This is a genomic window from Flavobacterium covae (genome assembly GCF_001534645.1).
In the GTDB taxonomy this organism is placed as follows: Bacteria; Bacteroidota; Bacteroidia; order Flavobacteriales; family Flavobacteriaceae; genus Flavobacterium; species Flavobacterium covae.
The window spans coordinates 1,947,672-1,973,626 of record NZ_CP013992.1 but is presented as its reverse complement, the minus strand read 5'-3'; the positions used below and the strand labels follow the sequence as shown (position 1 = coordinate 1,973,626).

The window sequence follows — 25,955 nt, the reverse complement described above, 5'->3', positions numbered from 1 at the left end:
TTTTTTCGATTATCTACCCTAAATGTAGTAAAAAACCGCACTAGTTAGGTGCGGTTTTTTAAATTTTAACATATTTTGTAGTTAAATTCTTTTTAGTTGTTCTTTCATCATGTTTATCTGATCTTTTAGCATATTGTGTTTGTCTAACTTTTTAGCTTCATTTAAAAGTGTCGTAGCTTCTATTTTTCTCCTTTTAGATAACGCAATTCCTGCTAGATTTAATTTAGCAAGTGCTAAGTCCTGATCCATAGATAAACCTAATGAGATAGCTTTTTTGAAAAACTTTTCGGCTTGATTTAAGTTTGTTTGAGATACCATTAATCCATTCAAGTAATTGTAATAACCTTGTTGTTTTTGTATCAATGCCGTTTCAGGATTCTTAATTTTGTCTAACCAGTTTTTAGCTCCAGCAAAATCCTGATTTCTTAATTTTAAGAATGCAAGTAAAATGTACTCGTTACGAAAATATAAAAAGATAGGGATTATGGAAAGTAAAAATAAAAAAATGCCATTGTTATTTTCTATAAATTGCCAAATTCCTGTTACAACCAGCAAAGCTGCTAATACTAATTTGATATTTCTGTGAAACATATTAATTCCTTTTAATGTGGTGCAAATATAGAAAAGTTATACTAAGAAATAAAGGGAAGTTTTAGAGTCATCTAATAAAATTTGGTTATTTTTTTGTATTATTTTAAAAAAGGATTTGCAGAAATAAAAAATGATTGTATATTTGCACTCGGTTTTTAGAAGACCAAATAACTAGATAAATATACAGGATTTTAAAGATAAAAAGCTATGAGTAAGAGAACATTTCAACCATCGAAAAGAAAAAGAAGAAATAAACACGGATTTATGGAAAGAATGGCTTCTGCAAACGGAAGAAAAGTTCTTGCTCGTCGTCGTGCTAAAGGAAGACATAAGTTAACCGTTTCTTCTGAACCAAGACATAAAAAATAATGATTGTTCAACAATCTATACTAAGGCGTTACTTTTATTGGTAACGCCTTTTTTTTAAAAAATAATTTAGAAAGCACCTTTCTAAATTATTTGAAAAATAAAAAAGAATACACTAATACCGCTCGTTAACAGCATAAACAACACACAAAATGCCAAAAGACAACTCTATTAAATCGGTTTTAATTATTGGGTCAGGACCTATTATCATTGGTCAAGCTTGTGAATTTGATTATTCAGGTTCTCAATCTGCCCGTTCATTAAGAGAAGAAGGAATTGAAGTAATTTTAATCAATTCTAATCCCGCAACTATTATGACGGATCCTTCTATGGCAGATCATATTTATCTTAAACCGCTAACAACAAAATCAATTATCGAAATTCTTAAAGCACACCCGCAAATTGATGCAGTACTTCCAACTATGGGGGGACAAACAGCTTTAAATTTATGTTTAGAAGCAGAAGATAAAGGTATTTGGAAAGATTTTGGTGTAAAATTAATTGGGGTAGATGTAAATGCTATCAATATTACCGAAGATAGAGATCAATTTAAAGATTTGTTAAATAAAATAGGGATTCCACAAGCACCAGCTAAAACAGCTAATTCTTTCTTAAAAGGAAAAGAAATTGCACAAGAATTTGGTTTTCCATTAGTAATCCGTCCTTCGTTTACATTAGGAGGAACAGGAGCTGCTTTCGTTCATAAAAAGGAAGATTTTGATGCTTTATTAACTCGTGGTTTAGAGGCTTCACCTATACATGAAGTACTAATTGATAAAGCTCTTTTAGGATGGAAAGAATACGAATTAGAATTATTACGCGATAAAAACGATAACGTTGTAATTATTTGTACTATCGAAAATATGGATCCTATGGGAATCCATACAGGAGATAGTATTACAGTAGCACCGGCCATGACATTGTCCGATACAACTTTCCAAAAAATGCGTGATATGGCAATGCACATGATGCGTAGCATTGGTAACTTTGCGGGGGGGTGTAACGTCCAGTTTGCCGTTTCTCCAGATGAAAAAGAAGATATTGTTGCCATTGAAATTAATCCTCGTGTATCTCGCTCATCAGCATTAGCTTCAAAAGCAACAGGGTATCCAATTGCAAAAATTGCTACTAAATTAGCTTTAGGCTATACGTTAGATGAATTACAAAACCAAATTACAAAATCAACTTCAGCTCTATTTGAACCCACATTAGATTATGTCATTGTAAAAATTCCTCGTTGGAATTTTGATAAATTTGAAGGATCAGACAGAACATTAGGTTTACAGATGAAATCCGTTGGGGAAGTAATGGGGATTGGGCGTTCTTTTCAGGAAGCATTGCACAAAGCCACACAATCTTTAGAGATTAAGCGTAATGGCTTAGGAGCAGATGGTAAAGGATATAAAAATTATGAACAAATTATAGAAAAACTCACCCATGCAAGTTGGGATCGTGTATTTGTTATATACGACGCAATTGCTATGGGAATTCCATTATCAAGAATTCATGAAATCACAAAAATAGATATGTGGTTCTTGAAAGAATACGAAGGTTTGTATTTATTAGAAAAAGAAATTTCTAAATACAAATTAGATACTTTGCCAAAAGAACTATTACTTGAAGCAAAACAAAAAGGATACGGTGATCGCCAAATAGCACACATGTTAGGTTGTTTAGAAAGTCAAGTACATACACTAAGAGAAGAAATGAATATTCAACGTGTGTACAAGTTAGTAGATACATGTGCAGCTGAATTTAAAGCACAAACACCTTATTATTATTCTACTTTTGAAGCAGAGATAGAAAAAGCAGATGGTACAAAATATGTACATAACGAAAGTGTAGTTTCTGATAAGAAAAAAATTGTAGTTTTAGGTTCAGGACCTAACCGAATTGGACAAGGTATTGAATTTGACTATTCTTGTGTACACGGTGTTTTAGCCGCTAAAGAATGCGGGTATGAAACTATTATGATTAATTGTAATCCAGAAACAGTTTCTACAGATTTTGATACAGCTGATAAATTATATTTTGAGCCTGTGTTTTGGGAACATATTTATGATATTATTCGTCATGAAAAACCAGAAGGCGTAATTGTGCAATTAGGTGGACAAACCGCTCTAAAATTAGCTGAAAAATTAAGTAAATATGGTGTTAAAATAATAGGAACAAGTTTTGACGCATTAGATTTAGCTGAAGATAGAGGACGCTTTTCAGAATTATTAACGGACTTAGAGATACCATTCCCTAGGTTTGGAGTAGCAGAAAATGCTGAAGAAGCAGTCAAATTAGCAGATGAATTAGATTTTCCATTATTAGTACGTCCTTCGTATGTATTAGGAGGACAAGGGATGAAGATTGTAATCAATAAGCAAGAACTAGAAGAACACGTTATTGAAATCTTAAAACATATTCCAAATAACAAATTGTTGTTAGACCATTATTTAGATGGCGCTATAGAAGCAGAAGCCGATGCTATTTGTGATGCAGATGGAAATGTGTACATAATAGGAATTATGGAACACATTGAGCCTTGTGGAGTGCATTCAGGGGATAGTAATGCAACTTTACCGCCGTTTAATTTAGGTGAGTTTGTAATGCAGCAAATAAAAGATCATACTGAAAAAATAGCAAAAGCATTAAAAACAGTAGGTTTGATAAATATTCAGTTTGCTATAAAAGAAGATACCGTTTATATTATAGAAGCTAATCCAAGAGCATCGCGTACCGTACCATTTATAGCAAAAGCTTATGGTGAACCTTATGTAAACTATGCTACTAAAGTCATGTTAGGTGATAAAAAAGTGACGGATTTTGCATTCAATCCCAAACTTAACGGTTTTGCTATTAAACAACCTGTATTTTCATTCAATAAGTTTCCAGGAGTTAATAAAGCATTAGGTCCCGAAATGAAATCAACAGGAGAAAGTATCTTATTTATTGATGATTTAAAGGACGATCAGTTTTACGAATTATACTCTAGAAGAAAAATGTATTTAACAAAATAAAATTTTAAGAAAGCTGTCCAAAAAACAATATTTAAAAATATAGTCTATACTTTAACAATTCAATAAGTAGAATCCTTTAGCGTTATACTATTTACTTTTTAATCATTTATAAAAGCTTATTTAGGTAGAATAGAGGGAGAAAGACTCAATAAAATTAAATGACTTTTGGGGCAGCTTGCTTTTTATTAAATGTTTTGCTTATTATTATTTATATTTGGCATACTATAAACTAAATTATGCCAAGGAGAATTTCAGCTAAAATCCAACTTCTTTTCAGAACCCTTTTTGCTCGTTTAGAATATTTCTTTTTTAAAGCAAAAGAAATGCTTTCTGAACGCAATTTTTTATATTTATCCAGTGTAGCGATAGCAATTTCAGTTTCTTTGGCTGTAATTTTTCTTAAAACCTTTGCTCACAAAGTTTTTATTTGGGCTAATCTTCTTAATAAATACTTAAAATTACCCTACCCTAATAGTATGTTGCCTATTATTGGTTTGATTTTAACAGTTTTTGTAATCAAACGATTTTTGGGAGGAAGTATAGAAAAAGGAAGTGCAAAAATTTTGCATTCTATTGCAAAAAAAGGAGGAATTGTACCTAGAAAGCAAATGTATGCTCAAATTATGACCAGTTCTTTAACAGTTGGATTAGGAGGATCAGCAGGACTAGAAAGTCCGATTGTTATTACAGGGGCTGCATTTGGATCTAATTATGCACAAAAATACTCTTTGTCCAAAAATAATAGAATATTATTATTAGCCTGTGGAGTAGCAGCTGGTATAGGCGCAGCATTTAATGCCCCTATTGCGGGAGTCCTTTTTACTATTGAAGTTATATTGGCAGACATTTCCATTTCTGCGTTTATTCCTATTATGATTTCAGCTGCAACGGGGGCTTTGGTAAGTAAAATAGTTATTAGTGGTGAGGTTATTTTGAGTTTCCAAAAAGTACAAGCATTTAATTTTTCAAATACGTTTTTTTATATTTTATTAGGAGTATTGGCAGGTTTAGTTTCTGTTTATCATGCCCGCACATTTAGGAAAATAGAACATTTTTTTAACCACTTTTCAGAACGAATTTATGCAAAAGCTATTTTTGGAGCATTAATTTTAGCGGTTTTAATTTTCTTTTTTCCAACCTTATTCGGAGAAGGATATGAAAGTATAAAAATTTTATCTACATCACATCCTGAAATACTCTTAGAAAATACCTTATTAGAGTGTGTTAAAAATGAAAAATGGGTTCTGATTCTTTTTATCGGAGTTATTGTGTTTATAAAATCTATAGCCACAGGAATTACTTTAGGAAGCGGAGGCAATGGAGGTAATTTTGCTCCATCATTATTTGTGGGATCTTATTTAGGGTTTGTAGTAGCCAAAACAATCAATATATTAGGGATTTCTCAATTACCTGTAACAAATTTTACGATAGTGGGAATGGCAGGTATACTTAGTGGACTGTTTCATGCTCCTCTTACAGCTATCTTTCTGATTGGCGAAATTACAGGAGGATACGACTTAATGATTCCTCTAATGATTGTCTCTTCTGTCAGTTATGCGGTTTCTAAGCGTTTTGAAGAACATTCTATGGATGTAAAAATGTTAGCTAACTCAGGAGATGTTTTTACAAGCAATAAAGATAAAAATGTACTACAAAGTATCGAAGTACAAAAGTTGATAAATGTAAAAGCTGAAACACTATCGCCAGAAGATTTGTTGGATAAAATCATAGAAATAATATCGGATAGTAAACAAACCATTTTTCCAGTTCTAAATAAAGAACAAAAGGTAATAGGAATTGTGTATTATGATCTTGTAAAAAAAATCTTATTCAATTCTTTTCAGGTTAAATTTACAAAAGTACAAGAAATAATGTCAAGTGATTTTTTAGTAATTGATATTAATGAAGACATTGACGAAATAATGAATAAATTAGATAGTAAGGAAATAGAGAGTATTGTTGTGCTAAAGAATAATACATTTTATGGAATTTTAGATAAAATTAAAATTTTAGAAAATTATAGGTTGACTTTTAAAAATTTGTTGATTAATTAAGGAAATTTCAATCAAAATCCTTCTGACAGAATTGAAAGTAATTTGATATTAATGATTTTTATTGTTCTGCTATGGTTGATTAAAATACCTTCAGATTCAAAAAAGCTAATTACTCTAACGACCGTTTCTTCAGATGTTTCAGAGTATTTGGCTATGTCTGATTTTGTCATAGATATTTCATATTCTTCCTTTTCTGTCCTATACTTTTCATCTAAAATGAGCAAAATTAAAGCAATTTTTTCTTTTGCTGATTTATGAGAAAGTGAAGTAATCAAATTAATCCAAACATTAAATTCGAAACTTAAAATTTGAACCAAGTTAAATGAAAGATTAGGCGATTTTTTAGTAATTTCAATGAATTTATTTCCTTCATAAACTTCTACTTGACTGTCTTCTAGTAGAATAGCAGTCACAGGATGCTTTTCATTACTCAATAACGGTCTAAATCCAAAGAACTCCCCCTCAACGAAGATATATACAATTCTAGTTTTTCCATCTTGATTAAGTTGCTCTATCTTTACTTTTCCTTTTATTAATCTATATACAGCTTTAGCTTCTGTACCTTCTTCGTAAAGAATATTTCCTTTGAAATGGTTTTCAATTGATTTATTGGCTTCTAATTCTTGTAAAAATTTAGGTTTCACATCTTTAAGAAGTTCATGACTCCTAAAGGTATACTTTGTTATATCAAAACTCATGAAAAATAGTTTTATTTAAATATTGACGATGGTCAACTTTGTTAAAATAAAGGTTTATTATTTTTGTGATATGTAAAAGTATTAATAAAATGAAGAAGATTTTAACCTTGACTTTTTTTGTTTTAACATTTTGTAATAATTTGAATGCTCAGAGTAAAAATGTTTCAAAAAGTATAATTGATCCAACAGCACGTGTTACTAAATTTTACGAAAAAAGAGAACTAGAAGAAATGCAAAAAGGAGGATTAGTAGAACTATATTTAGAACGAATTCGCGTTTTAGCTAATAGAATTCCTTTTATTGCCTTAACGAATAAAGCTGGTATATCTATGCAAGATATAGGAATACCCGAAAATTCAGGATATGGAAAGTTTTTAGACAAACAACATGAGGCTATTAAGAATTTTATATTAGAGACAGAAAGTTGTCAAAAATCAATTACTCCTTTTGCTGATAAAAATAACATTATAAATGCAATTTTAGCTTATGAAACTATTTTAAAAGATCTAAAAATGTTGCATGATAATTAGTTATATAGTGCTTTATTTCTGTTTTTATAATTGAAATGGTTAGGTTTTCCAGCTGTAATTGTTATAAGTTTGGGTTGTGCACAAAAATGTTTTGTTCTTGTGATTGATTTTAATCAGTTACTGTTTTAACTAAGCTGGAAAACCTTCCATTCCGCACAGTCTCATTATGTGTTCTTAAAATTATGAATAATCAGATTATAGATTATATTTATTGCTTAACTCTAATTTTTAAAAGACTGTCTGAAATATACCTAATTTGTTATCTAGAATTTCCGTTTGATGTTTAACTCTAGTCGATTAAAACGAGAATAGATTATTTGTTCGAATAGATGAAATAATCATCAATACTAATTAATCCTCTTTTATAAAGATTGACAAAAATTTGATTTTTTACTTATTTACTAGATAGACAGTCTTTTTTGTTTTTTGAAAAAACAAACCTTGATTTTTTAAAAGAAAAACCTCTTAAAATAAGAGGGATAAGGTTTTTTAAACAGCTCTTACTTTTTGATTTTAAAAAGAAGAGCTGTTTTTTTATACCATTTAAACTTAAAATATACTGGATTAAAAAGTAAAGTTTTCGATACGTTTTTTAAATTTTAAAAACAACTCGAATAGACGGTTGAGTATATAATTGAAATCATCGTTAGTTTGAATGCGAAGCACATCGAGAACTAACACTAATTTTTGTAGATGTATTATTTTTTTTAAAAAACAAAGTTTAAATGATATAATTGGGTTAAAAGTAAACGATCCTAGTATAAAATAATACCAAAGAAAGTTGTTAAACTATAGTACATCATTAATATCAGTTGAAGCAATTTTTATTTAATGAATAAAAATAAATGAGATACAAATAGTAGCTCGTTATTTGAGGCTCTTTTTTAATACGGTTTTCAAGTAAAACAAACCTATAATTCCTGCTAATAAGGATCCAATAATAATATATAATTTAGAGTTGTTAATCGTCGTAGCATCTGTAAAAGCTAATAAATCTATAAAAATAGACATTGTAAATCCTATTCCGCCTAATATCCCTGCACCAAAAATGGTACTCCAGTTTAGGTCTTTTGGTAATTTTGCCCATTTTGATTTTACAGATAACCAAGAAAAAAAAGTAATTCCTAGAGGTTTTCCTATAATTAACCCTAAAATGATTCCTAATCCATAACTTGGTAATAAGCCCTGATTACGATCAAATGAAAGCACAATAGCAGTATTGGCCAAAGCAAAAATAGGAAGTATTAAGAAAGCAACAGGTTTATGCAATATATGTTCTAATTTATAAGAAATCGTATTCTCTGTTCCATCCTCAAAAGGAATAGCAAAGGCTAGTAAAACACCTGTAATGGTAGCATGAACTCCTGAGTGTAGCATGAAATACCACATTGCAACTCCTAAGATTAAATAAGGCCAGAGCTTATAAAACTTTATCCTATTCATTACTAAAAGGATACAAAATATTGCTAAAGCAATACCTAAGTTCATCCAATTTAAATCCGTTGAATAAAATAAAGCAATAACTATTATAGCCCCCAAATCATCAATTACAGCTAGAGCTGTTAGAAATATTTTTAGAGAAATAGGAACTCGATTACCTAATAAAGATAAAATACCAATGGCAAAAGCAATATCAGTTGCCATAGGAATCCCAATTCCATTTGTATAAGGGGTATTTTGATTAGTCAGAAAGTAAATTCCAGCAGGAATAAGCATTCCTCCTAAAGCAGCTAAGATGGGAAGTAGCGCATTTTTGATTTTTGATAATTCTCCAATATAAATTTCACGCTCTAACTCTAAACCTATCATTAAGAAGAAAATAGTCATCAAACCATCATTAATAATATGTTCTATTGAAAAGGAACCAATTTTAATATGCCACAAATGAGAATAACTTTCCCCAAAAGTTGAATTTGTTATGATAATAGAAAATAAAGTACAAAATATTAAGATAATACCACTAGCTTTTTCACTCTCAAAAAAAGATTGGAATAATTTAGTTAATTTCACAGTCAATGTTTTTATAAAATATATTGGTAAATTTACGAAAAAAAAATGATGGCAGTATTTGGAAGGAGAATAAAGAAGTTTACAACAGATGAACATACTGGTTTTGGCTCAGATCCTGAAAATTATGGAGGCCGTTTTGTTAGTAAAGACGGATCGGCTAACGTTGTAAAAAAAGGAATTCCTTTATTTGATCAAATTAGTTGGTTTCATACTCTCTTGCAATTACCCATTTGGAAATTTCATCTTATAATATTAGCCGTATTTGTAATTATTAATTTTTTCTTTGCCTCTATATATTACATAATAGGAGTAGAACATTTGAATGGAATTAGTGCTATAAATGAATTAGAAAAGTTTGGACAGGCTTATTTTTTTAGCGCACAAACTTTTACAACAGTAGGATATGGTCATATAAACCCAGAAGGTTTTTTGACTAGTGCAATTGCATCTGTAGAAGCTCTTATGGGGTTATTAGCTTTTGCTTTGGCAACAGGTTTGTTGTATGGTAGGTTTAGTAAACCTAGAGCTTATTTAAAATTTTCTCACCACGCATTGATTACTCCTTTTCAAGGAGGAGTAGCACTAATGATGAGAGTGGCTCCTTTTAAAAATACAACTCTAACAGATGCCGTAGCAAAAATAACGTTAGGTCTTAAAGTAGAGGAAAAGGGGAAATGGGTTAATAAATTTTATCCGTTAGAACTTGAGTACGATCATGTAAATGTTTTAACACTCAGCTGGACGCTAGTACATATCATTAATGAAAATAGTCCTCTTTATGGATTTTCTGAAAAAGATTTTAAATCAAGAAAAGGAGAAGTATTAGTTTTTTTAAAAGCTTTTGATGATATGTTTAGTAATAACGTTGTTAAAAGAACTTCTTATACATTTGATGAAGTCGTATATGGCGCAAAATTTAAACCTATGTACGAACATAATAATAGTTTTACCTCAACTATTTTACATATAGACCGATTAAACCAATTTGAAAATGTTGAGATATAACTAAAAAAGAAAATGAATATAAGGTTTTATTGACCTAATAGTTTAAAAGTAGTAGATACTTCTATTGATTTCGCAATTTTATAGCCAACAACACTAGGTATTTCAATATTAAATTCTTCTGGCTTTAAAATAAAGTTAGCTATAAGAATATAGTTGTTCCCTTCTTTTTTTAAAAAAGCAGGTACCGTCATATTTTTTGATTTTCCGTGAATTTCAAAAGTACCATTTATTTGAACTTTTGTTTGGTTATCAAAACTATAAGTGTTGTAATTTTCTATTTTTCCTTTAAAAATAGCTTTAGGAAATTTGTCGCTTTCCATATAGTTTTCATTAAAATGCTCTTGCATTAAGCTGTTTTTAAACTTAAAAGTTTTAATGTTTATGACCGAGGCAATATCTCCTGTTTTAGAATTTAAAACACATACAGCAGAGGAACTTGTAGCCTTTATTTCTTCAAAAGTGGCAACAGATGCCTCAAATGTTATAACTCCGTTTTTTGCTATACTTTTTTCTTGAGACCAAGAGTGTAAATTGATAAGTAAAATTAGGGAGTAAAATAGTTTTTTCATAACTTATTTGTGTAGTTTTAATAGTATTGAATCGTTAAATTAACTTTTTTGCAAGCACACTTTAGGGGGAAGTGTGCTTCTTTAGCTACTTTAAAAAAATTATTTTTCTAATAAGCCATCAGCTTGCCACTGTTTTATAATATCAATGTTAACTTGGGGCATTTTTCCTGAACGAGGCATAACTCCAGCTCCATCTCTTTGTATTCTATCTAAGATGTTATTAATATTTGTTTTTACACCACTGTATGAAGCAAAAGCAGGGTGGCAACCTACACAGTTATTTGTGAAAATAGCCTTAGCGTTTGCTTCATAAGTTAATTTAGCTCCAGTAGTAGTAGTAGTAGTAGTGGTAGGACCTGAAATAGAAGGTTCATTGTCTTTAGAACAACTTGCTAAACTGATTGTTAAAAAGCTTAAAAACAGAAATGTTTTTTTCATAATAAGTGATTTTAGTTATTAAATTTATATATTTGTCTATACAAATGACAGCAAAAATAATTTATTTATTTGATGTTTAGATGTTAAAAAACTAAAAAGTATGTTAAAAAAAATTTTATTAGGATTTTCTATTGTGTTAAGTAATAATTTGCAGGCACAAGATGATTTGTTAAAAGGAGTAGAAAATAACGACTCAGAAGTCGTTGAATCAGCATTTAAATCTTTAAAGATTGTGAATTTAGAGTCAACAAAATTGGCATCAAAAGGAGATTTATATTTTATTGTTTCTCACCGTTTTGGTTTTTTGAACTCAGGGTTTGAAAACTTTTTTGGGTTAGATGGAGCTACTACTCAACTAAAAATGGTTTATGGGTTAACAGATGATGTCACGTTGCATTTTTCAAGAAGTACTTTTGCCAAGACTTATGATGCGGGAATAAAATATAAAATTATAAGCCAAAAGAAAGAAGGATTTCCTTTTACAATAGTAGGATATAATGCTTTGGCAATTAATTCGGCTATGAAAAAAGAAGCTTATCCTTTGTTAGAATTTAAACACAGACTTTCTTATAATTCACAAATATTAGTGTCAAGAAAATTCAACGATCAATTAACATTACAATTAGCGCCTACATTTTTTTATGAAAATGTAGTTCTTAATCCCGAACAAAAAAACGCACAATTTGCAGTAGGTATGGGAGGTCGTTATAAGTTAAGTAAGCGATTTTCTTTAAATGTAGATTATGCAGCACATTTGAATAGAATTAAAAATTCAAATTTTAGAGATCCTCTTTCGGTTGGAGTAGATTTAGAAACAGGGGGACACATATTTCAAATGTTTTTTACCAATGCGAATGCCATGCACGATACAGGTTATCTAGGTAGAACAGCAGGTAATTGGGCAAAAGGAGAAATTAGCTTTGGATTTAATTTAGTAAGAGTATTTTAAAATTATTCTAAAAAAAGAAACTTTTCTAAAAGCTTGGATAATTTTGTTAGATTCTTCGTTCCGCTAGACTATTAAAGTAGTAACAAAATTAAATCTTTACAATATTATCTTTTAGGAAAGTTTCTTTTTACTTATTTCAAATCAACCTCTACGTTGTATTCTGATAGATGAGCTAGAGCTTCAGGGCTTTTATAATTAAAATGATCTTCGTGTTGTTGCTTTTCTTTTCTATTAGAGATTGTTTTGATACAATTATAAAAGCGCCTAACATCTTCAAAATTACTAAGAATAAGACCTGGAACAGGTGTTGATTGCCCCGTTTTATCTTTTGCAACCATAGTGAAATAAGATGAATTGCAATGTTTAACAAAGCCTGTTTGTATATTTTCAGCTTCTACTCGTATCCCTACAATCATAGAAGTTTTACCTACATAATTTACAGAAGCTTTAAGAGTTACTAATTCGCCGACCTCTATTGGAGCTAAAAAATCTACAGTATCTACTGATGCAGTTACACAATAATGTCCTGAAAATTTAGAAGCGCAGGCAAAAGCAATTTGATCTAATAAAGATAAAATATAGCCGCCGTGTATTTTACCACTAAAGTTAGTGTGTGATGGTAACATGAGTTCTGAAATAACTATTCTAGAGTCATTTACGGTTTTAAAGAGGGTATTCATTATATAAAGTTATCTTAAAATCATTTTTCAATTAATTCAAATAAAATAAATTGATTGAGTTGTGGGCCAAATTGTTGAAAATTATCATCTGATATAACCAAAATTGTTCTATTTCCATTGGGTAAATTTTTTCCAAAACAGATACCTTCAATATTATCTATTTTAGATTGCTTTAGATGTTTTTTTATGTCATTAAAATCCAAAACCAATTCTTTTTTCATAGGAACATACTTTTCTGATTTTAAGCTTTTTATGTTTAATGAATTTGTAGTGTTTGAATGAATAGAAGCTTCAAATATTTTTACAATATTTTCATTTTGAAAGGCTCTTTCTATTACTAAAAAATGATCTTTTTTGTATTCTAAAATATCAGATACACCATTTATGTCTCCGCTTCCTGTTCTAGGTTTGGTAAGAGGAGATAATTCATAAACAAATTCTTTTGTAGCTTGTTTTGTATTAAAATCATAAAAAGTAAATCGAACAGGAGAATCTGTTGTTTTATAATCTGGTTCTGATCCATCTGTTTTAAGAGGTAATTCGTTTGCACTCCATATACCTTGTTTATCTACACTTTTTGTCAAGGATTCAAAAGAACCATTATGCCTAGTTTCTTGGAAAAAAATAGGAGGGATAGAAAAATCGGATAAAAAATGTCCTTTTTCATCGGAATTAAAAATACTTGGTTTTTGATTGCCATAAATGCTTCCTTCTGATGATAACGTTATTTGATTGTTTGTAAAAACGATACTCTCTAAGTCTAAAAACCGAGAAGAATAAAAATTTTCTTTTGTATCAAAAAGAATCATGTCAGTAAAAACAGTTTTACTAATAGTGTTATTTTTAGTTACTATATTGGCAATATAGTAACGAGGGGTATTAGGATCGTCAGAAACAATATAGTAACGATCTTTCTCAAAATCATAATCTATACCAGATAAACCACCAATTAATAAATTTTGAAAATATTGATTTGAAGGGAAAATAAAATCATCTAAAAAATTTAATTTTATACTTGATGAATTAGTTATGTCGTTTACCTTAGTTGTCTGATTAATTTCTTCTATTTCAGTTTTATGACAGCATATAAAAAAGAAAAGAAGAAAGAATAGAATTATGTGTTTTTTAAAAAATAACATATCATTCCTGCCTGTAAATTAGTTTTATAGTATGAAAACTATCGGTTAAATATAGGAGATTTTTCCTCTTTTACATCGGTTACGAAATAAGTGGTGTCTCCCCACCAAGGAAATGTTTTATAACGTTCTATATAAGTTACTTTTACATAACGTCCCTCTAGATTTTTTAATTTTTGAATGGTGCTGTTTTCACTATCCAATAGCGAAAAAGCAAAAATTTTGTTTCCTGAAAGGCCTTGACTTAATTCGCCTTCCCACGTTTTAAAGATATAACCTTTTTTGCTGAATTTAATTAATTCTCCGGTACGAGTGCCTTCGCTATAAGTAGCATAGTACAAAAGAGTAAAGTACAAAGCAAAACAAAGAGCAAAAGTACCAAGGCTGAGTAAAAGAATTTTTTTTAACATACAATTATTAGTTTATTAAGTTATTTTCATTTTGTTCTGCTCGATTAATAATGGCTTCAGGAAGTGATTTTTTAGCTTTAGCTCCCATTTTTTTGAGTTTTTCAACGCTGGTAATTAAATTCCCTTTGCCTTCAACTAATTTATTCATAGCTCCTGAATACTCATTTTTAGCTTCATCCATACGTTTTCCAATTTTGATAAGATCCTGAACAAATCCTTCAAACTTATCATATAAAGCTCCCGCTTGACGGGCAATTTCATAAGCGTTTTCCTGTTGCTTTTGGTTAGCCCACATACTGTCAATAGTTCTTAGTGTAGCCAAAAGGGTTGATGGTGTAACAATTACAATATTTTTCTCAAAAGCTTTGTTGTAAAGAGTGGCATCTTCCTGTAAAGCAATGGCAAACGCGGGTTCTATAGGAACAAAAAGTAGCACAAAATCAGGGCTTTCTATTTTATATAAATCATGATAGTTTTTTTCGCCCAGTTGATCTACATGACGCTTTAAAGAAAGGACGTGTTCTTTTAGGTATTGCTCTTTTAGAGTTTCATCTTCTTCGTTTATAAAACGTTCATAAGCAGTAAGCGTTACTTTAGAATCGACGATCATTTTTTTACCATCAGGTAGATTGATGACCACATCGGGCTGCAAGCGTTGCCCTTCGTCGTTAGTAAAACTTTGTTGGACTTCGTACTCGCGCCCTTTTTCTAAACCCGATTTTTCAAGTACGCGTTCTAGCACTAGTTCACCCCAATTCCCTTGCATTTTACTATCGCCTTTTAATGCTTTGGTCAAATTGAGGGTTTCTTTACTCATTTGTGCGTTCATTTCGCGCAAACCTAAAATTTGTTGGCGTAATGCTGCGTGATAATCAATACTCTCTTTGTGAGTGTCTTCCACTTTTTTCTCAAAGTTTTGGATTTTGTCGTGTAATGGCGAAAGGAGATTTTTTATGTTTTCTTTATTTTGTTCAGTAAATTTAGTTGATTTTTCTTCTAATATCTTGTTGGCAAGGTTTTCAAATTCTTTCGTGAATTTTTCTTGCAGTTGTGCTACTTCTTGTTTTTGTTCTCTATTTCGTTCGAGTAAATTATCAAAATCAACTTCCTTTTTGGAGAGCTGAATCGCAAGGGCTTCTTTTTCGTTCCGAATAGTATCTTTTTCTTGATTAAGTTGCGATAATTGTTTTTCCCAAGTGCTTTTTTCGGATTGTATTTGGATTTTTAGTTGTTCATTTTGTGCAAACAAACCGTTGATTTTTTCTTCAAAAGTGGCAGTTGTAGTTTTAGCCGAAGCCGAAAAGATGATTTTTCCCAAATAAATTCCTATTCCTAAGGCAATGATGAATGTGGCTAGTACAATAAGTGTGTCTGACATGGTTTTGTTTTTTTGTTGTAAATTTAGGAATTTGTTTTTAAGTTTTTGTTTGTTTTTTTGTGAAGAACTAAGAGGGGTTGTGTGTGAAGTTATTATTATTTTGGAGTTTGTTTTTTTAAGTAATAATAATTGTATATAATAGGGTAGTTAGTAAAATGAATCTATCGTAGGTGTAGGCTTTCTGAAAAAAAACTAGGGTAAAAAGTATAATTAGTAATCTTCTATTTAAAAATGAAATTCAATCAGATTTTCAGAAAATCAAAGGAAGTTACAATTCATTTATGGGACTTAAGAAGAGAATTGTTAAAAGGAGTGAATAATATTACAATAATATTGATAACATAAGAATAATTGTGTGGTCTATTGTTATAACTTTATTTGTTTTTATTGTTAAGTTAATTCGTTAAATAGGACTATAAATCTTCTTTTTTAGAAGCATTTTTTTTGTATAGAAATACTCCTGCAATACCTACTATAACTCCTACAGCAATTGTTGCGGCTGTTTTAGGGTAGTCTTTTGTAATACATAAATATACTAAATATGAAATAACTAATACACTTGAAAAAGCAAAAAACATACCAATTATCATGGAAAATAAGATTCCAAATTGACTTCTTTTGTCTATTGAATGTTGATGAATTTGTTCCCTTTCAGCCATAATTAGTATCCTGTTTGCAAAGGTAGGATCTAATTGGTTGTATTTTTCCATCATTTCTGGAGAAGGTAATTGTCCTTCATAAGTTTGACTCAAAAGTAACTTGCCTTTCGAATGCTCTAAACCATGGTTTTTATTTTCTTTGTAATTCTTTTGCTTGTTCATCAAAAATCTTTTTGAAAAGAACACTTACGTTATTCCAATATGAAAAAATAGCTGTATTCGTGCTTTTAGATTTTGGTAATAATTCAGAAATGGAACATAAACCAAAAACCGCAAAAAAACCGTATTTAAAATATTTGAAGTTCATTTGTATTGTTTGAGTCTTAGCATACAAAGATACTATTTATTGCATATTAAAAACGTTTTTATACAATTAATATTGTGTTAATTTAGATGAATAAGTTATTATGATTTTTGAAGTAATGTATTGATTTTAGATGTAATTTTTTTATACCATTGATAAAGGATTTTCGTTCTAAGAATTATTTAAAAACAAAAGAACATAAATTATTAACACTGTGTCTTTGGAATCATGTAAAAAAACTTGAAAAACTTGTATAAAAACCTTTAGGTCTTTTGTTGTATTTTTGCCTTATGAGTGAACACCGTCATTTTATACTCCATAAACCCCACGGCTATTTAAGCCAATTTATTTACGAGAAAAAACGAAATAAGAAAAAGCTAGGCGAATTATTTGATTTTCCTGAAGGTACGATGGCAATAGGAAGGTTAGATGAAGATTCTGAAGGATTGTTATTGCTCACCACAGACGGAATGATGAGCGAAATTGTACGAAGTAAAACCATCGAAAAAGAATATTTTGCCCAAGTAGATGGTGTTGTAACTCCCCAAGCTATTGAAAAACTGAAAAACGGAGTAGAAATAGGAGTAAAGGGTGTTCGTTATACTACCAAATCTTGTGAAGCAAGAATCCTAGAGACATTACCTGATTTCATTGGCGAAGGTCGACGCATACGCCACGAACGCCACGGTCCTACTAGTTGGCTATCTATTACACTTACCGAAGGAAAATTTCGTCAGGTACGTAAAATGACGGCCGCAGTTGGATTCCCTACTTTGCGATTAGTCCGTGTGAGAGTTGGAAATGTTAATTTGAAGGGGTTGAAAGCAGGAGAAGTAATTGAAGTAAATGAATTTTAAATATCATTTTTTTAAACTAAATTACGATCTAAAAACTTAGTTTGGTTTTTGTATTACAATTATTTTAGATATAAAAATGCGCAATAATAATCTTGATGTACTGAAAATAATAATGGCTTTTTTAGTCATTGCGTTACATATTTTTCCTGTATCTAAAGAAACAGGGATAGAAGGACTAATTTCCTATGAAATTGCCAGTGGTATAACTCGAATTGCTGTACCTACATTCTTTTTAATTTCAGGTTATTTTTTGCGAAATAAATTAAATGATAAACCTTATTTGTGGAAGTATACCAAGCGAATTTTATTGTTATATGTGGTTTGGCAATTCATTTATTTACCTGACTTAATCCGATTTTATAATTTAGGTTGGTTTTCTAAATCAGATATGATTTTAAAACTTATTTACGGTTATTGGCATTTATGGTATTTATTAGCCACAACTATAGCGGTAGGTTTGTTATATCTTTTACGAAATTTAAGTACTGCGATAAAAACGAAGTTAATACTGTTTCTACTCATAGTAGGCTACAGTTTTCAAATAGGAATTCAATCAAATCGTTTAGACCTTATGTTTTTGTATAAAATAATAGGAACAACGCGTAACTATTTATTTTTTGCTTTACCTATGATGATGATTGGGACTATGTATGATAAATGGAAAAATGAGATAACCAAATGCAAATGGCTATTTATCCCATTATGGATTATATTATTAATAGAAGTAGGGATGTATTATAGATATAAGGTTAAAGCAATGGATTTTCTTTTAACGCTTCCTTTGCTAAGTATGTTGACTTTTTATTGGATAAATGAATCCCACCAATCGTTCATTCAAAAAACAATACCAGCTACACTCTCTTTAGGTATTTATTTATGTCATCCGTATGCTATAAGAATGGTAAATGAATTATTGCCCGAACAAGGATTTTATGATTGGCTATTAAAATATCCTATTATTTGTTTTTTAACACTTATACTTTGGTGGTTAATGGATCAAATAAATAAGAAATTGACCTATTTTTTTTAATTGGGATTATTTAAATATAAATTTTCTCTTTTCGTTATCAAATAGAATGTCTTCATCCTTAAATAAAGAATTAAAAACACCTTTTTCAATTAGTACGCAAGGTTGATCTTGTACAACAAAATCAGGAGTCATAACAACCATTTCATCGCTTAACTGAATGGCCAAATCAATATCATGAGTAGAAAATAAGATACACTTTTGGGTTTCGTGAGCTAACTTTTTTAATAATTTAAAAACAGCAACCTTATGATGTAAGTCTAAATGTGTGGTAGGTTCATCTAAAATAATCAAAGGGGTATTTTGAGCTAGAGCCCTTGCTATTAATGTTTTTTGCAACTGACCATCACTTATTTCGTAATGTTTCTTGTTTTGGATAGCTGTTATTTCTGTTAGAATTAAAGCTTCCTTTATTTTCAGACGATCTTCTTGTGTAAGCGTTCCAATCCAATTGGTATAGGGTTGACGACCTAAAGTAACTAATTCATAAACGGTTAGATTACTAGAAGGGAGTTTTTCAGTAAGAACAACTGCTAGGTTTTTTGCTAATTCAATAGTCGTGTATTTTTGAATGTCTAAAGAATTTAAAATAACCTCACCCGAAAGAGGAGATTGAATAGCTGTTAGCGTTTTTAAAAGAGTTGATTTCCCTATTCCGTTAGCACCTATAAGGGTAATTAATTTTCCTGCTTCAAAATTTAAATTTAAATTCTGAGCTATATAAATTGGATTCTTTTTTAATGTATAGCCAATACTAAGGTGTTTGGTTTGTAAAATGATTGGATTTTTCATTAATTTAAAGTACGTTTTTTTAGCAAAAGCCATACTACTATAGGAGCACCTATAATAGAGGTAACAGCATTTATAGGAATAGCTACCTCAAAACCCTGAGAAACAATATCGCAAAGAAGCATAATGCAAATTCCTGTTAATAAAGTGGTTATAAAAAGATGAAGATGTTGACTGCCTTGGAAAATAATTTTTGCAAGATGAGGAATTGCAAACCCTATAAAAGCTATGGGGCCCACAAAAGCCGTGAGTATGCCAGTAAGGATACTCGTTATTAAAATAATTTGATGTAAAGTTTTTTTATAAGGAACACCCAGACTTTTAGCGTAATTTTCTCCCAACAAAAGAGCGTCTAAATTTTTAAGAAGACGGATTGTATAAAGTAGCGTAATGCCGCAAACGATAAAAATAAAATAAATATTTTCCCAACTCACACTACCTAAATTTCCCATAGACCAAATAGAAAATTTTTGTAATTGTTCAGCTGATGAAAAATAACTTAAAATATTGATAATAGAACTTGTAAAATGACTAAACATCAATCCAATAACCAAGATAGACATAGTGTTTTTTATTTTCTGAGCCGTTAGAAGCACTGCTATCAAAACAATTAGAGAACCTATGATAGAGGCAAAGACAATTCCGTAAGACGATGTAAAAAGAGGAACAAGTAGAGGGGGTAAAAAATTACTTCCCATGATCACGAAAGCAACCATTAAGCTGGAACCTGAACTTAATCCTAAAATATAAGGACCTGCTAATGGATTTCTAAAAAGAGTTTGCATGAGTAATCCGCATATAGGTAATGCTGTACCCACGGCTAATGCTATTAGAGCTTTAGGAAGTCTAAAATTTAAAATAATATACTGCCAAGTAGTTTTAGAAGCATTGTTGCCTATTAAAACCTGAAAAGTATCCTGTATTGGGATTCTAACAGAACCTAAGCATAAGTCTAAAATAAAAAGAATTACGCTTAAGAGAATAAAACAAAAAAGAAGTTTTTTATTTTTCAAGACTTTTATTGTATGGGCGTTACAAATGTAAATGGATAATTAGGCAATAATTCAGGATGTATAATTTTTATGTAATCTTTCAGTACTTTATCGGGTTGACTAGGCGAAAATTCAAAGAAAAGAGTACCTCCTTTTTTTCCTTTTTTCCCTTCAAAAGTATATACCTTCTTATTTTGATACGCTTTAAATTGAGAGTAATGAATATTTGATTTTCCAAATTCGTTCCAATTTGTAATATCTCCTGTTGCAATCCAGATCAAAGCATTTTGTCCTTTTTCAAAAACCTGTTCAAAACTCAGAGGGATACTTCCTGTACCTTTTACATCTTTCCAAAGATAGTTGCCCCCCGCATCTTGTATATAGGTGCTTTTCCAACTATCACCTTTAGGCATATACCACTGATCCTGATACATTGTACCATAAAGAATAGTAGGTTTTTGTTGAATCGTTTTTACAATTTCTAGCGCATTTAAATAGTTTTTTTTAACTTGATCAAAATAGTTTTTAGCTTCTTTTTCTTTTCCTACTAAAGCACCAAAAAACTTAATCCATTCAGCTTTTCCTAGTGGTGTTTGCTCCATCCAATCTGCTTGAATTAGAACGGGGATTCCTGCTTTTTCAATGGTGTTTAAGGTTGGATTATTTCCATCTACTCCAAAAGCAACCAATGCGTTTGGAGCTAGACTAATCAATTGTTCGATATTAATTTTTTCATTTTCCCCCAAGTTTTTTATTCTTCCAGAATCAATTAATTTCCGAGTTTTATCAGACGAAATATAGTCAGTATGAGGAAAACCCACCAACTTGTTTTCTACTCCTAAAATTTCTAAAAAAGGAATATTAGTAGTAGAGGTTACTACAAGGTTTTTAAGAGGAACTGGTATTTGAAGATATTGTTTTAAGCTATCAGGGATGTTCTTATTACTTTTGGTAAGAACATAAGTAAACGGTTTTTGAGCATTAGGCCATGGAGTTGTAACTTTTATAACAGAATAATTTTCGTATTCATTTAAGGTAAAAGCTGTGGCATCTGTTAAAACGTTATTTCTTTGCGGAGCAAAAGTACGTGTAGCTTCATTTTTTTTACATTGTATAGTAAGAGAACAAAATAAAACAAAAAAGATATATTGTAATAGTTTTATCATAATAGTATATGGAAAATTAATTTTTTTAAATGATCAACAAAGATAAAATATATTTTATCTTAAAAGAGACTATTGATTGGTTGTATAATTCTAAAATATATTTTTAAAAAGGAGTATCGGTTTTTTCTATTATTGAAACCGATTTTTGTAAAATTAAAGAATTAGGAATTGTAATAGTTTGCCCATCAGCAGTTTTTAAATAAACAAAAAAATAGGTAAGCTCAATAATTTCACCTTCTAAAGGAAAGTCTTTATCAAGTATTCTTATGGTATCACCTAATTTAAGAGGATGATTAAAAAAAAGTATTAAACTTGATGTTATGTTAGACAATAAAGACCATTGAGCAAAAAAAGCAACTCCCAAAGCTGTTAGAATACTACTAGCAAAGAGGGCTATTTCATTTTGTTCCAGCCCCCAAATTCCAGAAATTAAAACAAAAAAAACAATAGTTATTAGAAGATGTAATACCTTAATAGATATCTTTCTCCTTGTTCTTTCAATGTAGGTCTTTTTTAACGTATTGTTAATTATGTTTTTAGTAAAGAAAAAAAGAAATATGTATATGACTAGAGCGGCTATTGTTTCTAAAATTTGAATTTTATAAGTACCCATAATTATATATTAAATCACGAACTTTAGTAAAAAAAGTAAGTTATAATGTTTTTTTAGTATTTTATAAGCAAAGATAAAGTTTTAAATATCTTTACAGCCAAAAAACAGAGTGTATGTTGTATCTTATAACAGGTGGCGAACGTTCAGGTAAAAGTGCGTATGCCCAAGACTTAGCGTTAGAGTTGTCGTCTAATCCCGTGTATATGGCTACTGCTCGCAAATGGGACGGTGATTTTCAAAAAAGAATAGATAGACATCAAAAAGATCGTGACCAACGATGGACGAATGTTGAAGAAGAAAAATATATAAGCAATTTTAACTTTTCTAAAAAAGTGACTATGATTGACTGCGTAACCTTGTGGTTGACTAATTTTTTTGTAGATACCCAAAATGATATTGAAAAATCACTAGAATTAGCAAAATCAGAAATTGAAAAAATATTACTTCAAGAAGATACAAATATTATTATTATTACAAATGAAATTGGTATGGGAGTTCATGCTCAGACCGAAATAGGAAGAAAATTTACCGAATTACAAGGTTGGATGAATCAATATTTAGCTCGAAAAGCAGATAAAGTAATTTTGATGATTTCAGGAATTCCTGTAGAAATTAAGTAATATTTATCATTCAAAAACAAGAGTATAAAAATCATACAAAATAATGAAAGCAATTCTTTCTTGGAGTGGAGGTAAAGACAGTTGTTACGCAACAATAAAAGCCATAAAATCAGGATATCAACCGACAGTGCTTTTAAACATGATGAATGAAAACGGAAAAGTATCCCGTTCGCACGGATTAACACAACTTATTTTAGAACAACAAGCCAATCAGTTAAAAATACCATTCATAGGAATACCAACCACTTGGAGCGATTATGAAAAAAAATACATAAAAACACTTCATCAATTAAAAGAAGAATATAAAGTAGAAAATGTTATTTTTGGAGATATTGATTTAGCACCTCATAAAGAATGGGAAGAAAAAGTATGCCAAGAAGCCAAATTAAATGCCATTTTACCTCTCTGGCAACAAGATCGTTTAGAATTAGTAAAACAAATGATAGAACAAAATATTGTTTGTATGATTGTTTCCTGTAATACTACTATGGGAGTAGAATTTTTAGGAAAAATTTTAACAAAGGAAATCATTCAAAAATTAATTCAATTAAATATAGATCCATGTGGTGAAAATGGAGAGTTTCACACAGTAGTAATTAACTGCCCGTTATTTGATAATCCTATTGTATTACCTAATTATAAAAAAGAAATTTACCAAGACTATTGTTTTTTAGTTTGGGAAAAATAACATAAGAAGTGATGAGTTTAACAGAAAAATTACAACATAAGATTGATTTTAAAACCAAACCTTTAGGAGCTTTAGGCCAATTAGAAAGTATAGCTTTGCAGATAGGACAAGTTTTTAATACACTTACACCTGAAATACGAAATCCACATATTTTAGTCTTTGCAGCAGATCATGGTATAGCAAGAGAAGGCGTAAGTGCTTATCCAGCTGAAGTAACCCCTCAAATGGTTTTGAATTTTGTAAACGGTGGGGCAGCAATTAATGTGTTTTCAAAACAAAATGGATTAACATTAGAAGTAATTGATGCAGGAGTAAATTTTGATTTTGATAATTCATTACCCATAATACATCAAAAAGTAGCAAAAGGAACTCAATCATTTTTAGAGCAAGCTGCCATGTCAGCAGAGCAATTTAAAGAATGTTTACAAAAAGGAAGACAGATTGTACAAGAAATACACACAAAAGGATCTAATTGCGTTGGCTTTGGAGAAATGGGTATTGGAAACACAGCCACTTCCGCTGTATTAATGAGTATTTTAACAGAAATTCCAATTCAAGATTGTGTAGGGAGTGGGACAGGAGTAGTTAATGAAGCATTAGATAGAAAAACAATTATTTTAAAAACAGCTTTACAAAATTACAAAGGATCCTCCATGATAGATGAAAAATTAGCCCATTTTGGTGGATTTGAAATTTATCAAATGGCAGGAGGAATGCTTCAAGCCTTTGAAAACAATATGTTAATTCTAGTAGACGGATTTATTAGTTCAGTAGCCTTTTTAGTAGCGTATACTTATGAACCAAAAATTATAAAAAACGCCATATTCTGTCATTGTTCACAAGAAAAAGCACATAAAAACTTGTTGCACTATTTAAATGGAAAACCATTGCTAGATTTAGGATTACGATTAGGAGAAGGTACAGGAATAGCCCTTGCTTTTCCAATCATACAAGGAGCCGTTAATTTTTTAAATCAAATGGCAAGTTTTGAAGAAGCAGGCGTTAGTGAAAGCCTTTAAAGAGGCTAGTTTTATACCCTAAGGTTTATAAAAAAAATGAAAAAACAGCGAGACATCTTTTTTACAGCATTAATGTTCTATACACGTATTCCCTGTCCAAAACATATTCATCATGATCCTAGTTATTTAAATAAAGCAACACGTTATTTTCCGTTAGTAGGTTGGTTAGTAGGAAGTCTATCTTATTTAGTATTTTTAGGAGCTCATTATCTTTTTTCATTATTAATAGCCATTATTTTTTCCATGGTAGCAGGCGTGCTGATTACAGGAGCCTTTCACGAAGATGGATTTGCGGACGTTTGCGATGGGTTTGGAGGAGGCTGGACAAAAGAAAAAATATTAAAAATTATGAAAGACAGTGCTATAGGAGCTTATGGCGCTATAGGAGTTGTACTTCTACTGCTAATCAAGTTTTTACTCCTTTTTGAAATAATGAACAGAATCCCTAATACTTCTTGGAACCAATATGCTTATGCAAGCTTTTTATTTATTACCTACCATAGTATAAGCAGAGCAAATGCCATTTCACTTTCCTTTACGTTACCGTATGTAAGAGAAGACGAATTAAGTAAAAGTAAACCTATAGCCAAAGGTTTTAGTAAATATGAAATAATAGGAGTACTTTTCTTTGGATTAGCACCATTGGCTTGTATGGCTTATATTTACAATCCATTTTATTTGGTAGTATTACCCATTTTACTCCTCACACGTTTGTATATGGGACGGTATTTTACCAAATGGATTGGAGGATACACAGGCGATTGTTTAGGAGCTTTAGAACAGATTAGCGAAGTAGTAACCCTTTTATCTTTTCTGACACTATGCAAATTTATTTAGTACGCCATACCGAAACCATTTGTCCCAAAGGAGTTTGTTATGGACAGAGCAATGTAAACTTAGCACCTAATTTTTTAGAACAATTTCAAGAGATAAAAAAAAAATTACCAGAAAAAGCATTCGTATATAGTAGCCCTTTGACACGTTGCTTAGAATTGGCTGAATATTGTTTCTCAAAACAAGAAATAACGGTAGACAACCGATTAAAGGAAATGAATTTTGGAAAATGGGAATTACAAAAATGGAATGCAATACCAGAGGAAGAATTAAATCCTTGGATGGAAGATTTTGTAAATATTTCAGTTCCAATGGGAGAGTCTTTTCAAGTTTTATACGAAAGAGTAGTTGAATTTTGGGAAATAATACAAAAAATGGCGTTAGAGAAACCATTAGTTATTTTTACTCATGCAGGTGTTATAAGAAGTTTAATATGTTACCTAGAAAAACAACCCCTAAAAGATGCGTTTAATTATAAAGTAGATTTTGGAGAAGTAAAAAAGGTTTCAATTAAATAAAAAGAGAACCTATCTTTTTTAAAATAATATTTTATAACTAACTAATT

General features: G+C 30.3%; 28 protein-coding genes. 13 read left to right on the top strand and 15 right to left on the bottom strand.

The features are described from left to right. Nucleotides 1–81 precede the first annotated feature (81 nt). Nucleotides 82–591 (bottom strand): hypothetical protein, encoded by a 510-nt coding sequence (locus tag AWN65_RS08780; RefSeq protein WP_060382820.1) that lies wholly within the window; start codon nt 589–591, stop codon nt 82–84. A 207-nt stretch (nt 592–798) separates the two neighbouring features. On the opposite strand from AWN65_RS08780, the gene rpmH reads away from it, so the two are divergent. From rpmH to AWN65_RS08765, 3 genes are all read left to right on the top strand, one after another. After that, a complete protein-coding gene (gene rpmH / locus AWN65_RS08775) occupies nt 799–960 on the top strand; it encodes a 50S ribosomal protein L34 (RefSeq protein WP_026979292.1) in 162 nt (53 codons plus the stop codon). 149 nt (nt 961–1,109) lie between these two features. Then, nucleotides 1,110–3,965: a carbamoyl-phosphate synthase large subunit gene (gene carB, locus AWN65_RS08770; RefSeq protein ID WP_060382819.1), complete on the top strand. Its 2,856-nt coding sequence runs from the start codon at nt 1,110–1,112 to the stop codon at nt 3,963–3,965. Nucleotides 3,966–4,201: 236 nt separating this feature from the next. Then, on the top strand, nt 4,202–6,019 hold the full coding sequence (locus tag AWN65_RS08765) for a chloride channel protein (RefSeq protein WP_081078419.1): 1,818 nt from the start codon (nt 4,202–4,204) through the stop codon (nt 6,017–6,019). Nucleotides 6,020–6,030: 11 nt separating this feature from the next. Here AWN65_RS08765 and AWN65_RS08760 read toward each other — a convergent pair whose 3' ends face one another. Further along, the gene (locus AWN65_RS08760) at nt 6,031–6,717 is read right to left on the bottom strand and encodes a Crp/Fnr family transcriptional regulator (RefSeq protein ID WP_060382818.1); all 687 of its coding nucleotides are present in this window, start codon (nt 6,715–6,717) and stop codon (nt 6,031–6,033) included. A gap of 89 nt (nt 6,718–6,806) precedes the next feature. Between AWN65_RS08760 and AWN65_RS08755 the strand changes: the two genes are divergently transcribed. Beyond that, nucleotides 6,807–7,247: a hypothetical protein gene (locus AWN65_RS08755; RefSeq protein WP_060382817.1), complete on the top strand. Its 441-nt coding sequence runs from the start codon at nt 6,807–6,809 to the stop codon at nt 7,245–7,247. An 867-nt stretch (nt 7,248–8,114) separates the two neighbouring features. Here the strand turns inward: AWN65_RS08755 and nhaA are convergent. Then, nucleotides 8,115–9,257, bottom strand: coding sequence for a Na+/H+ antiporter NhaA (nhaA, locus tag AWN65_RS08750; protein WP_060383867.1), 1,143 nt, complete (start codon nt 9,255–9,257; stop codon nt 8,115–8,117). A gap of 45 nt (nt 9,258–9,302) precedes the next feature. On the opposite strand from nhaA, the gene AWN65_RS08745 reads away from it, so the two are divergent. Further along, complete coding sequence (locus AWN65_RS08745; RefSeq protein WP_335338724.1) at nt 9,303–10,262, top strand: ion channel; 960 nt, start codon at nt 9,303–9,305, stop codon at nt 10,260–10,262. Nucleotides 10,263–10,288: 26 nt separating this feature from the next. Here AWN65_RS08745 and AWN65_RS08740 read toward each other — a convergent pair whose 3' ends face one another. Next, nucleotides 10,289–10,831 carry a YceI family protein gene (locus tag AWN65_RS08740; protein WP_060382816.1) on the bottom strand — a complete coding sequence of 181 codons (543 nt, stop codon included), beginning with the start codon at nt 10,829–10,831 and terminating at the stop codon, nt 10,289–10,291. Between the two features lie 99 nt (nt 10,832–10,930). Beyond that, nucleotides 10,931–11,269: a cytochrome c family protein gene (locus AWN65_RS08735; RefSeq protein ID WP_060382815.1), complete on the bottom strand. Its 339-nt coding sequence runs from the start codon at nt 11,267–11,269 to the stop codon at nt 10,931–10,933. Between the two features lie 100 nt (nt 11,270–11,369). Here AWN65_RS08735 and AWN65_RS08730 point away from each other — a divergent pair, with 100 nt between their 5' ends. After that, nucleotides 11,370–12,218, top strand: coding sequence for a DUF5777 family beta-barrel protein (locus AWN65_RS08730; protein WP_060382814.1), 849 nt, complete (start codon nt 11,370–11,372; stop codon nt 12,216–12,218). A gap of 131 nt (nt 12,219–12,349) precedes the next feature. Here the strand turns inward: AWN65_RS08730 and AWN65_RS08725 are convergent, their stop codons facing one another. From AWN65_RS08725 to AWN65_RS14915, 6 genes are all read right to left on the bottom strand, one after another. Beyond that, nucleotides 12,350–12,898 carry an acyl-CoA thioesterase gene (locus AWN65_RS08725; RefSeq protein WP_014165133.1) on the bottom strand — a complete coding sequence of 183 codons (549 nt, stop codon included), beginning with the start codon at nt 12,896–12,898 and terminating at the stop codon, nt 12,350–12,352. Between the two features lie 20 nt (nt 12,899–12,918). Continuing rightward, on the bottom strand, nt 12,919–14,037 hold the full coding sequence (locus AWN65_RS08720) for an esterase-like activity of phytase family protein (RefSeq protein WP_060382813.1): 1,119 nt from the start codon (nt 14,035–14,037) through the stop codon (nt 12,919–12,921). Nucleotides 14,038–14,075: 38 nt separating this feature from the next. Continuing rightward, a complete protein-coding gene (locus AWN65_RS08715; protein WP_014165131.1) occupies nt 14,076–14,444 on the bottom strand; it encodes a hypothetical protein in 369 nt (122 codons plus the stop codon). A 7-nt stretch (nt 14,445–14,451) separates the two neighbouring features. Further along, nucleotides 14,452–15,822 (bottom strand): DNA recombination protein RmuC, encoded by a 1,371-nt coding sequence (gene rmuC, locus AWN65_RS08710; RefSeq protein ID WP_060382812.1) that lies wholly within the window; start codon nt 15,820–15,822, stop codon nt 14,452–14,454. 413 nt (nt 15,823–16,235) lie between these two features. Next, on the bottom strand, nt 16,236–16,643 hold the full coding sequence (locus AWN65_RS08705) for a DUF2335 domain-containing protein (RefSeq protein ID WP_060382811.1): 408 nt from the start codon (nt 16,641–16,643) through the stop codon (nt 16,236–16,238). Next, nucleotides 16,612–16,788 carry a hypothetical protein gene (locus AWN65_RS14915; RefSeq protein WP_158447596.1) on the bottom strand — a complete coding sequence of 59 codons (177 nt, stop codon included), beginning with the start codon at nt 16,786–16,788 and terminating at the stop codon, nt 16,612–16,614. The genes AWN65_RS08705 and AWN65_RS14915 overlap by 32 nt, the downstream gene beginning before the upstream one ends. 287 nt (nt 16,789–17,075) lie before the next feature. Between AWN65_RS14915 and AWN65_RS08700 the strand changes: the two genes are divergently transcribed. Both AWN65_RS08700 and AWN65_RS08695 read left to right on the top strand, forming a co-directional pair. After that, nucleotides 17,076–17,642, top strand: coding sequence for a pseudouridine synthase (locus AWN65_RS08700; RefSeq protein WP_060382810.1), 567 nt, complete (start codon nt 17,076–17,078; stop codon nt 17,640–17,642). Between the two features lie 76 nt (nt 17,643–17,718). Then, nucleotides 17,719–18,672: an acyltransferase family protein gene (locus tag AWN65_RS08695; protein ID WP_060382809.1), complete on the top strand. Its 954-nt coding sequence runs from the start codon at nt 17,719–17,721 to the stop codon at nt 18,670–18,672. 6 nt (nt 18,673–18,678) lie between these two features. On the opposite strand, the gene AWN65_RS08690 is transcribed toward AWN65_RS08695, so the two are convergent. The 4 genes from AWN65_RS08690 to AWN65_RS08675 form a co-directional block, all read right to left on the bottom strand. After that, on the bottom strand, nt 18,679–19,461 hold the full coding sequence (locus AWN65_RS08690; protein ID WP_060383865.1) for an ABC transporter ATP-binding protein: 783 nt from the start codon (nt 19,459–19,461) through the stop codon (nt 18,679–18,681). Further along, nucleotides 19,461–20,471, bottom strand: a complete 1,011-nt coding sequence (locus tag AWN65_RS08685; protein ID WP_060382808.1) for an iron ABC transporter permease — start codon at nt 20,469–20,471, stop codon at nt 19,461–19,463. The genes AWN65_RS08690 and AWN65_RS08685 overlap by 1 nt, the downstream gene beginning before the upstream one ends. 5 nt (nt 20,472–20,476) lie before the next feature. After that, a complete protein-coding gene (locus tag AWN65_RS08680) occupies nt 20,477–21,616 on the bottom strand; it encodes an ABC transporter substrate-binding protein (protein ID WP_060382807.1) in 1,140 nt (379 codons plus the stop codon). Between the two features lie 103 nt (nt 21,617–21,719). Further along, nucleotides 21,720–22,229: a mechanosensitive ion channel domain-containing protein gene (locus AWN65_RS08675; protein WP_060382806.1), complete on the bottom strand. Its 510-nt coding sequence runs from the start codon at nt 22,227–22,229 to the stop codon at nt 21,720–21,722. A 113-nt stretch (nt 22,230–22,342) separates the two neighbouring features. Here AWN65_RS08675 and AWN65_RS08670 point away from each other — a divergent pair, with 113 nt between their 5' ends. The 5 genes from AWN65_RS08670 to cobC are packed head-to-tail and all read left to right on the top strand — an operon-like array spanning nt 22,343 to nt 25,908. Continuing rightward, a complete protein-coding gene (locus AWN65_RS08670) occupies nt 22,343–22,849 on the top strand; it encodes a bifunctional adenosylcobinamide kinase/adenosylcobinamide-phosphate guanylyltransferase (protein WP_060382805.1) in 507 nt (168 codons plus the stop codon). Nucleotides 22,850–22,892: 43 nt separating this feature from the next. After that, the gene (locus tag AWN65_RS08665; RefSeq protein ID WP_060382804.1) at nt 22,893–23,537 is read left to right on the top strand and encodes a Dph6-related ATP pyrophosphatase; all 645 of its coding nucleotides are present in this window, start codon (nt 22,893–22,895) and stop codon (nt 23,535–23,537) included. An 11-nt stretch (nt 23,538–23,548) separates the two neighbouring features. Next, nucleotides 23,549–24,556: a nicotinate-nucleotide--dimethylbenzimidazole phosphoribosyltransferase gene (gene cobT, locus AWN65_RS08660; RefSeq protein WP_060382803.1), complete on the top strand. Its 1,008-nt coding sequence runs from the start codon at nt 23,549–23,551 to the stop codon at nt 24,554–24,556. A 36-nt stretch (nt 24,557–24,592) separates the two neighbouring features. Continuing rightward, nucleotides 24,593–25,393, top strand: a complete 801-nt coding sequence (locus tag AWN65_RS08655; RefSeq protein ID WP_060382802.1) for an adenosylcobinamide-GDP ribazoletransferase — start codon at nt 24,593–24,595, stop codon at nt 25,391–25,393. Continuing rightward, the gene (gene cobC / locus AWN65_RS08650; protein WP_060382801.1) at nt 25,378–25,908 is read left to right on the top strand and encodes an alpha-ribazole phosphatase; all 531 of its coding nucleotides are present in this window, start codon (nt 25,378–25,380) and stop codon (nt 25,906–25,908) included. Before AWN65_RS08655 ends, cobC begins: the two co-directional genes overlap by 16 nt. Nucleotides 25,909–25,955: the final 47 nt, after the last annotated feature.

Excerpts from the sequence above, each read along its gene's own strand:
- AWN65_RS08780 (WP_060382820.1), bottom strand. The coding sequence starts at position 591 with ATGTTTCACAGAAATATCAAATTAGTATTAGCAGCTTTGCTGGTTGTA.
- rpmH (WP_026979292.1), top strand. The coding sequence starts at position 799 with ATGAGTAAGAGAACATTTCAACCATCGAAAAGAAAAAGAAGAAATAAA.
- carB (WP_060382819.1), top strand. The coding sequence starts at position 1,110 with ATGCCAAAAGACAACTCTATTAAATCGGTTTTAATTATTGGGTCAGGA.
- AWN65_RS08765 (WP_081078419.1), top strand. The coding sequence starts at position 4,202 with ATGCCAAGGAGAATTTCAGCTAAAATCCAACTTCTTTTCAGAACCCTT.
- AWN65_RS08760 (WP_060382818.1), bottom strand. The coding sequence starts at position 6,717 with ATGAGTTTTGATATAACAAAGTATACCTTTAGGAGTCATGAACTTCTT.
- AWN65_RS08755 (WP_060382817.1), top strand. The coding sequence starts at position 6,807 with ATGAAGAAGATTTTAACCTTGACTTTTTTTGTTTTAACATTTTGTAAT.
- AWN65_RS08745 (WP_335338724.1), top strand. The coding sequence starts at position 9,303 with ATGATGGCAGTATTTGGAAGGAGAATAAAGAAGTTTACAACAGATGAA.
- AWN65_RS08740 (WP_060382816.1), bottom strand. The coding sequence starts at position 10,831 with ATGAAAAAACTATTTTACTCCCTAATTTTACTTATCAATTTACACTCT.
- AWN65_RS08735 (WP_060382815.1), bottom strand. The coding sequence starts at position 11,269 with ATGAAAAAAACATTTCTGTTTTTAAGCTTTTTAACAATCAGTTTAGCA.
- AWN65_RS08730 (WP_060382814.1), top strand. The coding sequence starts at position 11,370 with ATGTTAAAAAAAATTTTATTAGGATTTTCTATTGTGTTAAGTAATAAT.
- AWN65_RS08725 (WP_014165133.1), bottom strand. The coding sequence starts at position 12,898 with ATGAATACCCTCTTTAAAACCGTAAATGACTCTAGAATAGTTATTTCA.
- AWN65_RS08720 (WP_060382813.1), bottom strand. The coding sequence starts at position 14,037 with ATGTTATTTTTTAAAAAACACATAATTCTATTCTTTCTTCTTTTCTTT.
- AWN65_RS08715 (WP_014165131.1), bottom strand. The coding sequence starts at position 14,444 with ATGTTAAAAAAAATTCTTTTACTCAGCCTTGGTACTTTTGCTCTTTGT.
- rmuC (WP_060382812.1), bottom strand. The coding sequence starts at position 15,822 with ATGTCAGACACACTTATTGTACTAGCCACATTCATCATTGCCTTAGGA.
- AWN65_RS08705 (WP_060382811.1), bottom strand. The coding sequence starts at position 16,643 with ATGAACAAGCAAAAGAATTACAAAGAAAATAAAAACCATGGTTTAGAG.
- AWN65_RS14915 (WP_158447596.1), bottom strand. The coding sequence starts at position 16,788 with ATGAACTTCAAATATTTTAAATACGGTTTTTTTGCGGTTTTTGGTTTA.
- AWN65_RS08700 (WP_060382810.1), top strand. The coding sequence starts at position 17,076 with ATGAGTGAACACCGTCATTTTATACTCCATAAACCCCACGGCTATTTA.
- AWN65_RS08695 (WP_060382809.1), top strand. The coding sequence starts at position 17,719 with ATGCGCAATAATAATCTTGATGTACTGAAAATAATAATGGCTTTTTTA.
- AWN65_RS08690 (WP_060383865.1), bottom strand. The coding sequence starts at position 19,461 with ATGAAAAATCCAATCATTTTACAAACCAAACACCTTAGTATTGGCTAT.
- AWN65_RS08680 (WP_060382807.1), bottom strand. The coding sequence starts at position 21,616 with ATGATAAAACTATTACAATATATCTTTTTTGTTTTATTTTGTTCTCTT.
- AWN65_RS08675 (WP_060382806.1), bottom strand. The coding sequence starts at position 22,229 with ATGGGTACTTATAAAATTCAAATTTTAGAAACAATAGCCGCTCTAGTC.
- AWN65_RS08670 (WP_060382805.1), top strand. The coding sequence starts at position 22,343 with ATGTTGTATCTTATAACAGGTGGCGAACGTTCAGGTAAAAGTGCGTAT.
- AWN65_RS08665 (WP_060382804.1), top strand. The coding sequence starts at position 22,893 with ATGAAAGCAATTCTTTCTTGGAGTGGAGGTAAAGACAGTTGTTACGCA.
- cobT (WP_060382803.1), top strand. The coding sequence starts at position 23,549 with ATGAGTTTAACAGAAAAATTACAACATAAGATTGATTTTAAAACCAAA.
- AWN65_RS08655 (WP_060382802.1), top strand. The coding sequence starts at position 24,593 with ATGAAAAAACAGCGAGACATCTTTTTTACAGCATTAATGTTCTATACA.
- cobC (WP_060382801.1), top strand. The coding sequence starts at position 25,378 with ATGCAAATTTATTTAGTACGCCATACCGAAACCATTTGTCCCAAAGGA.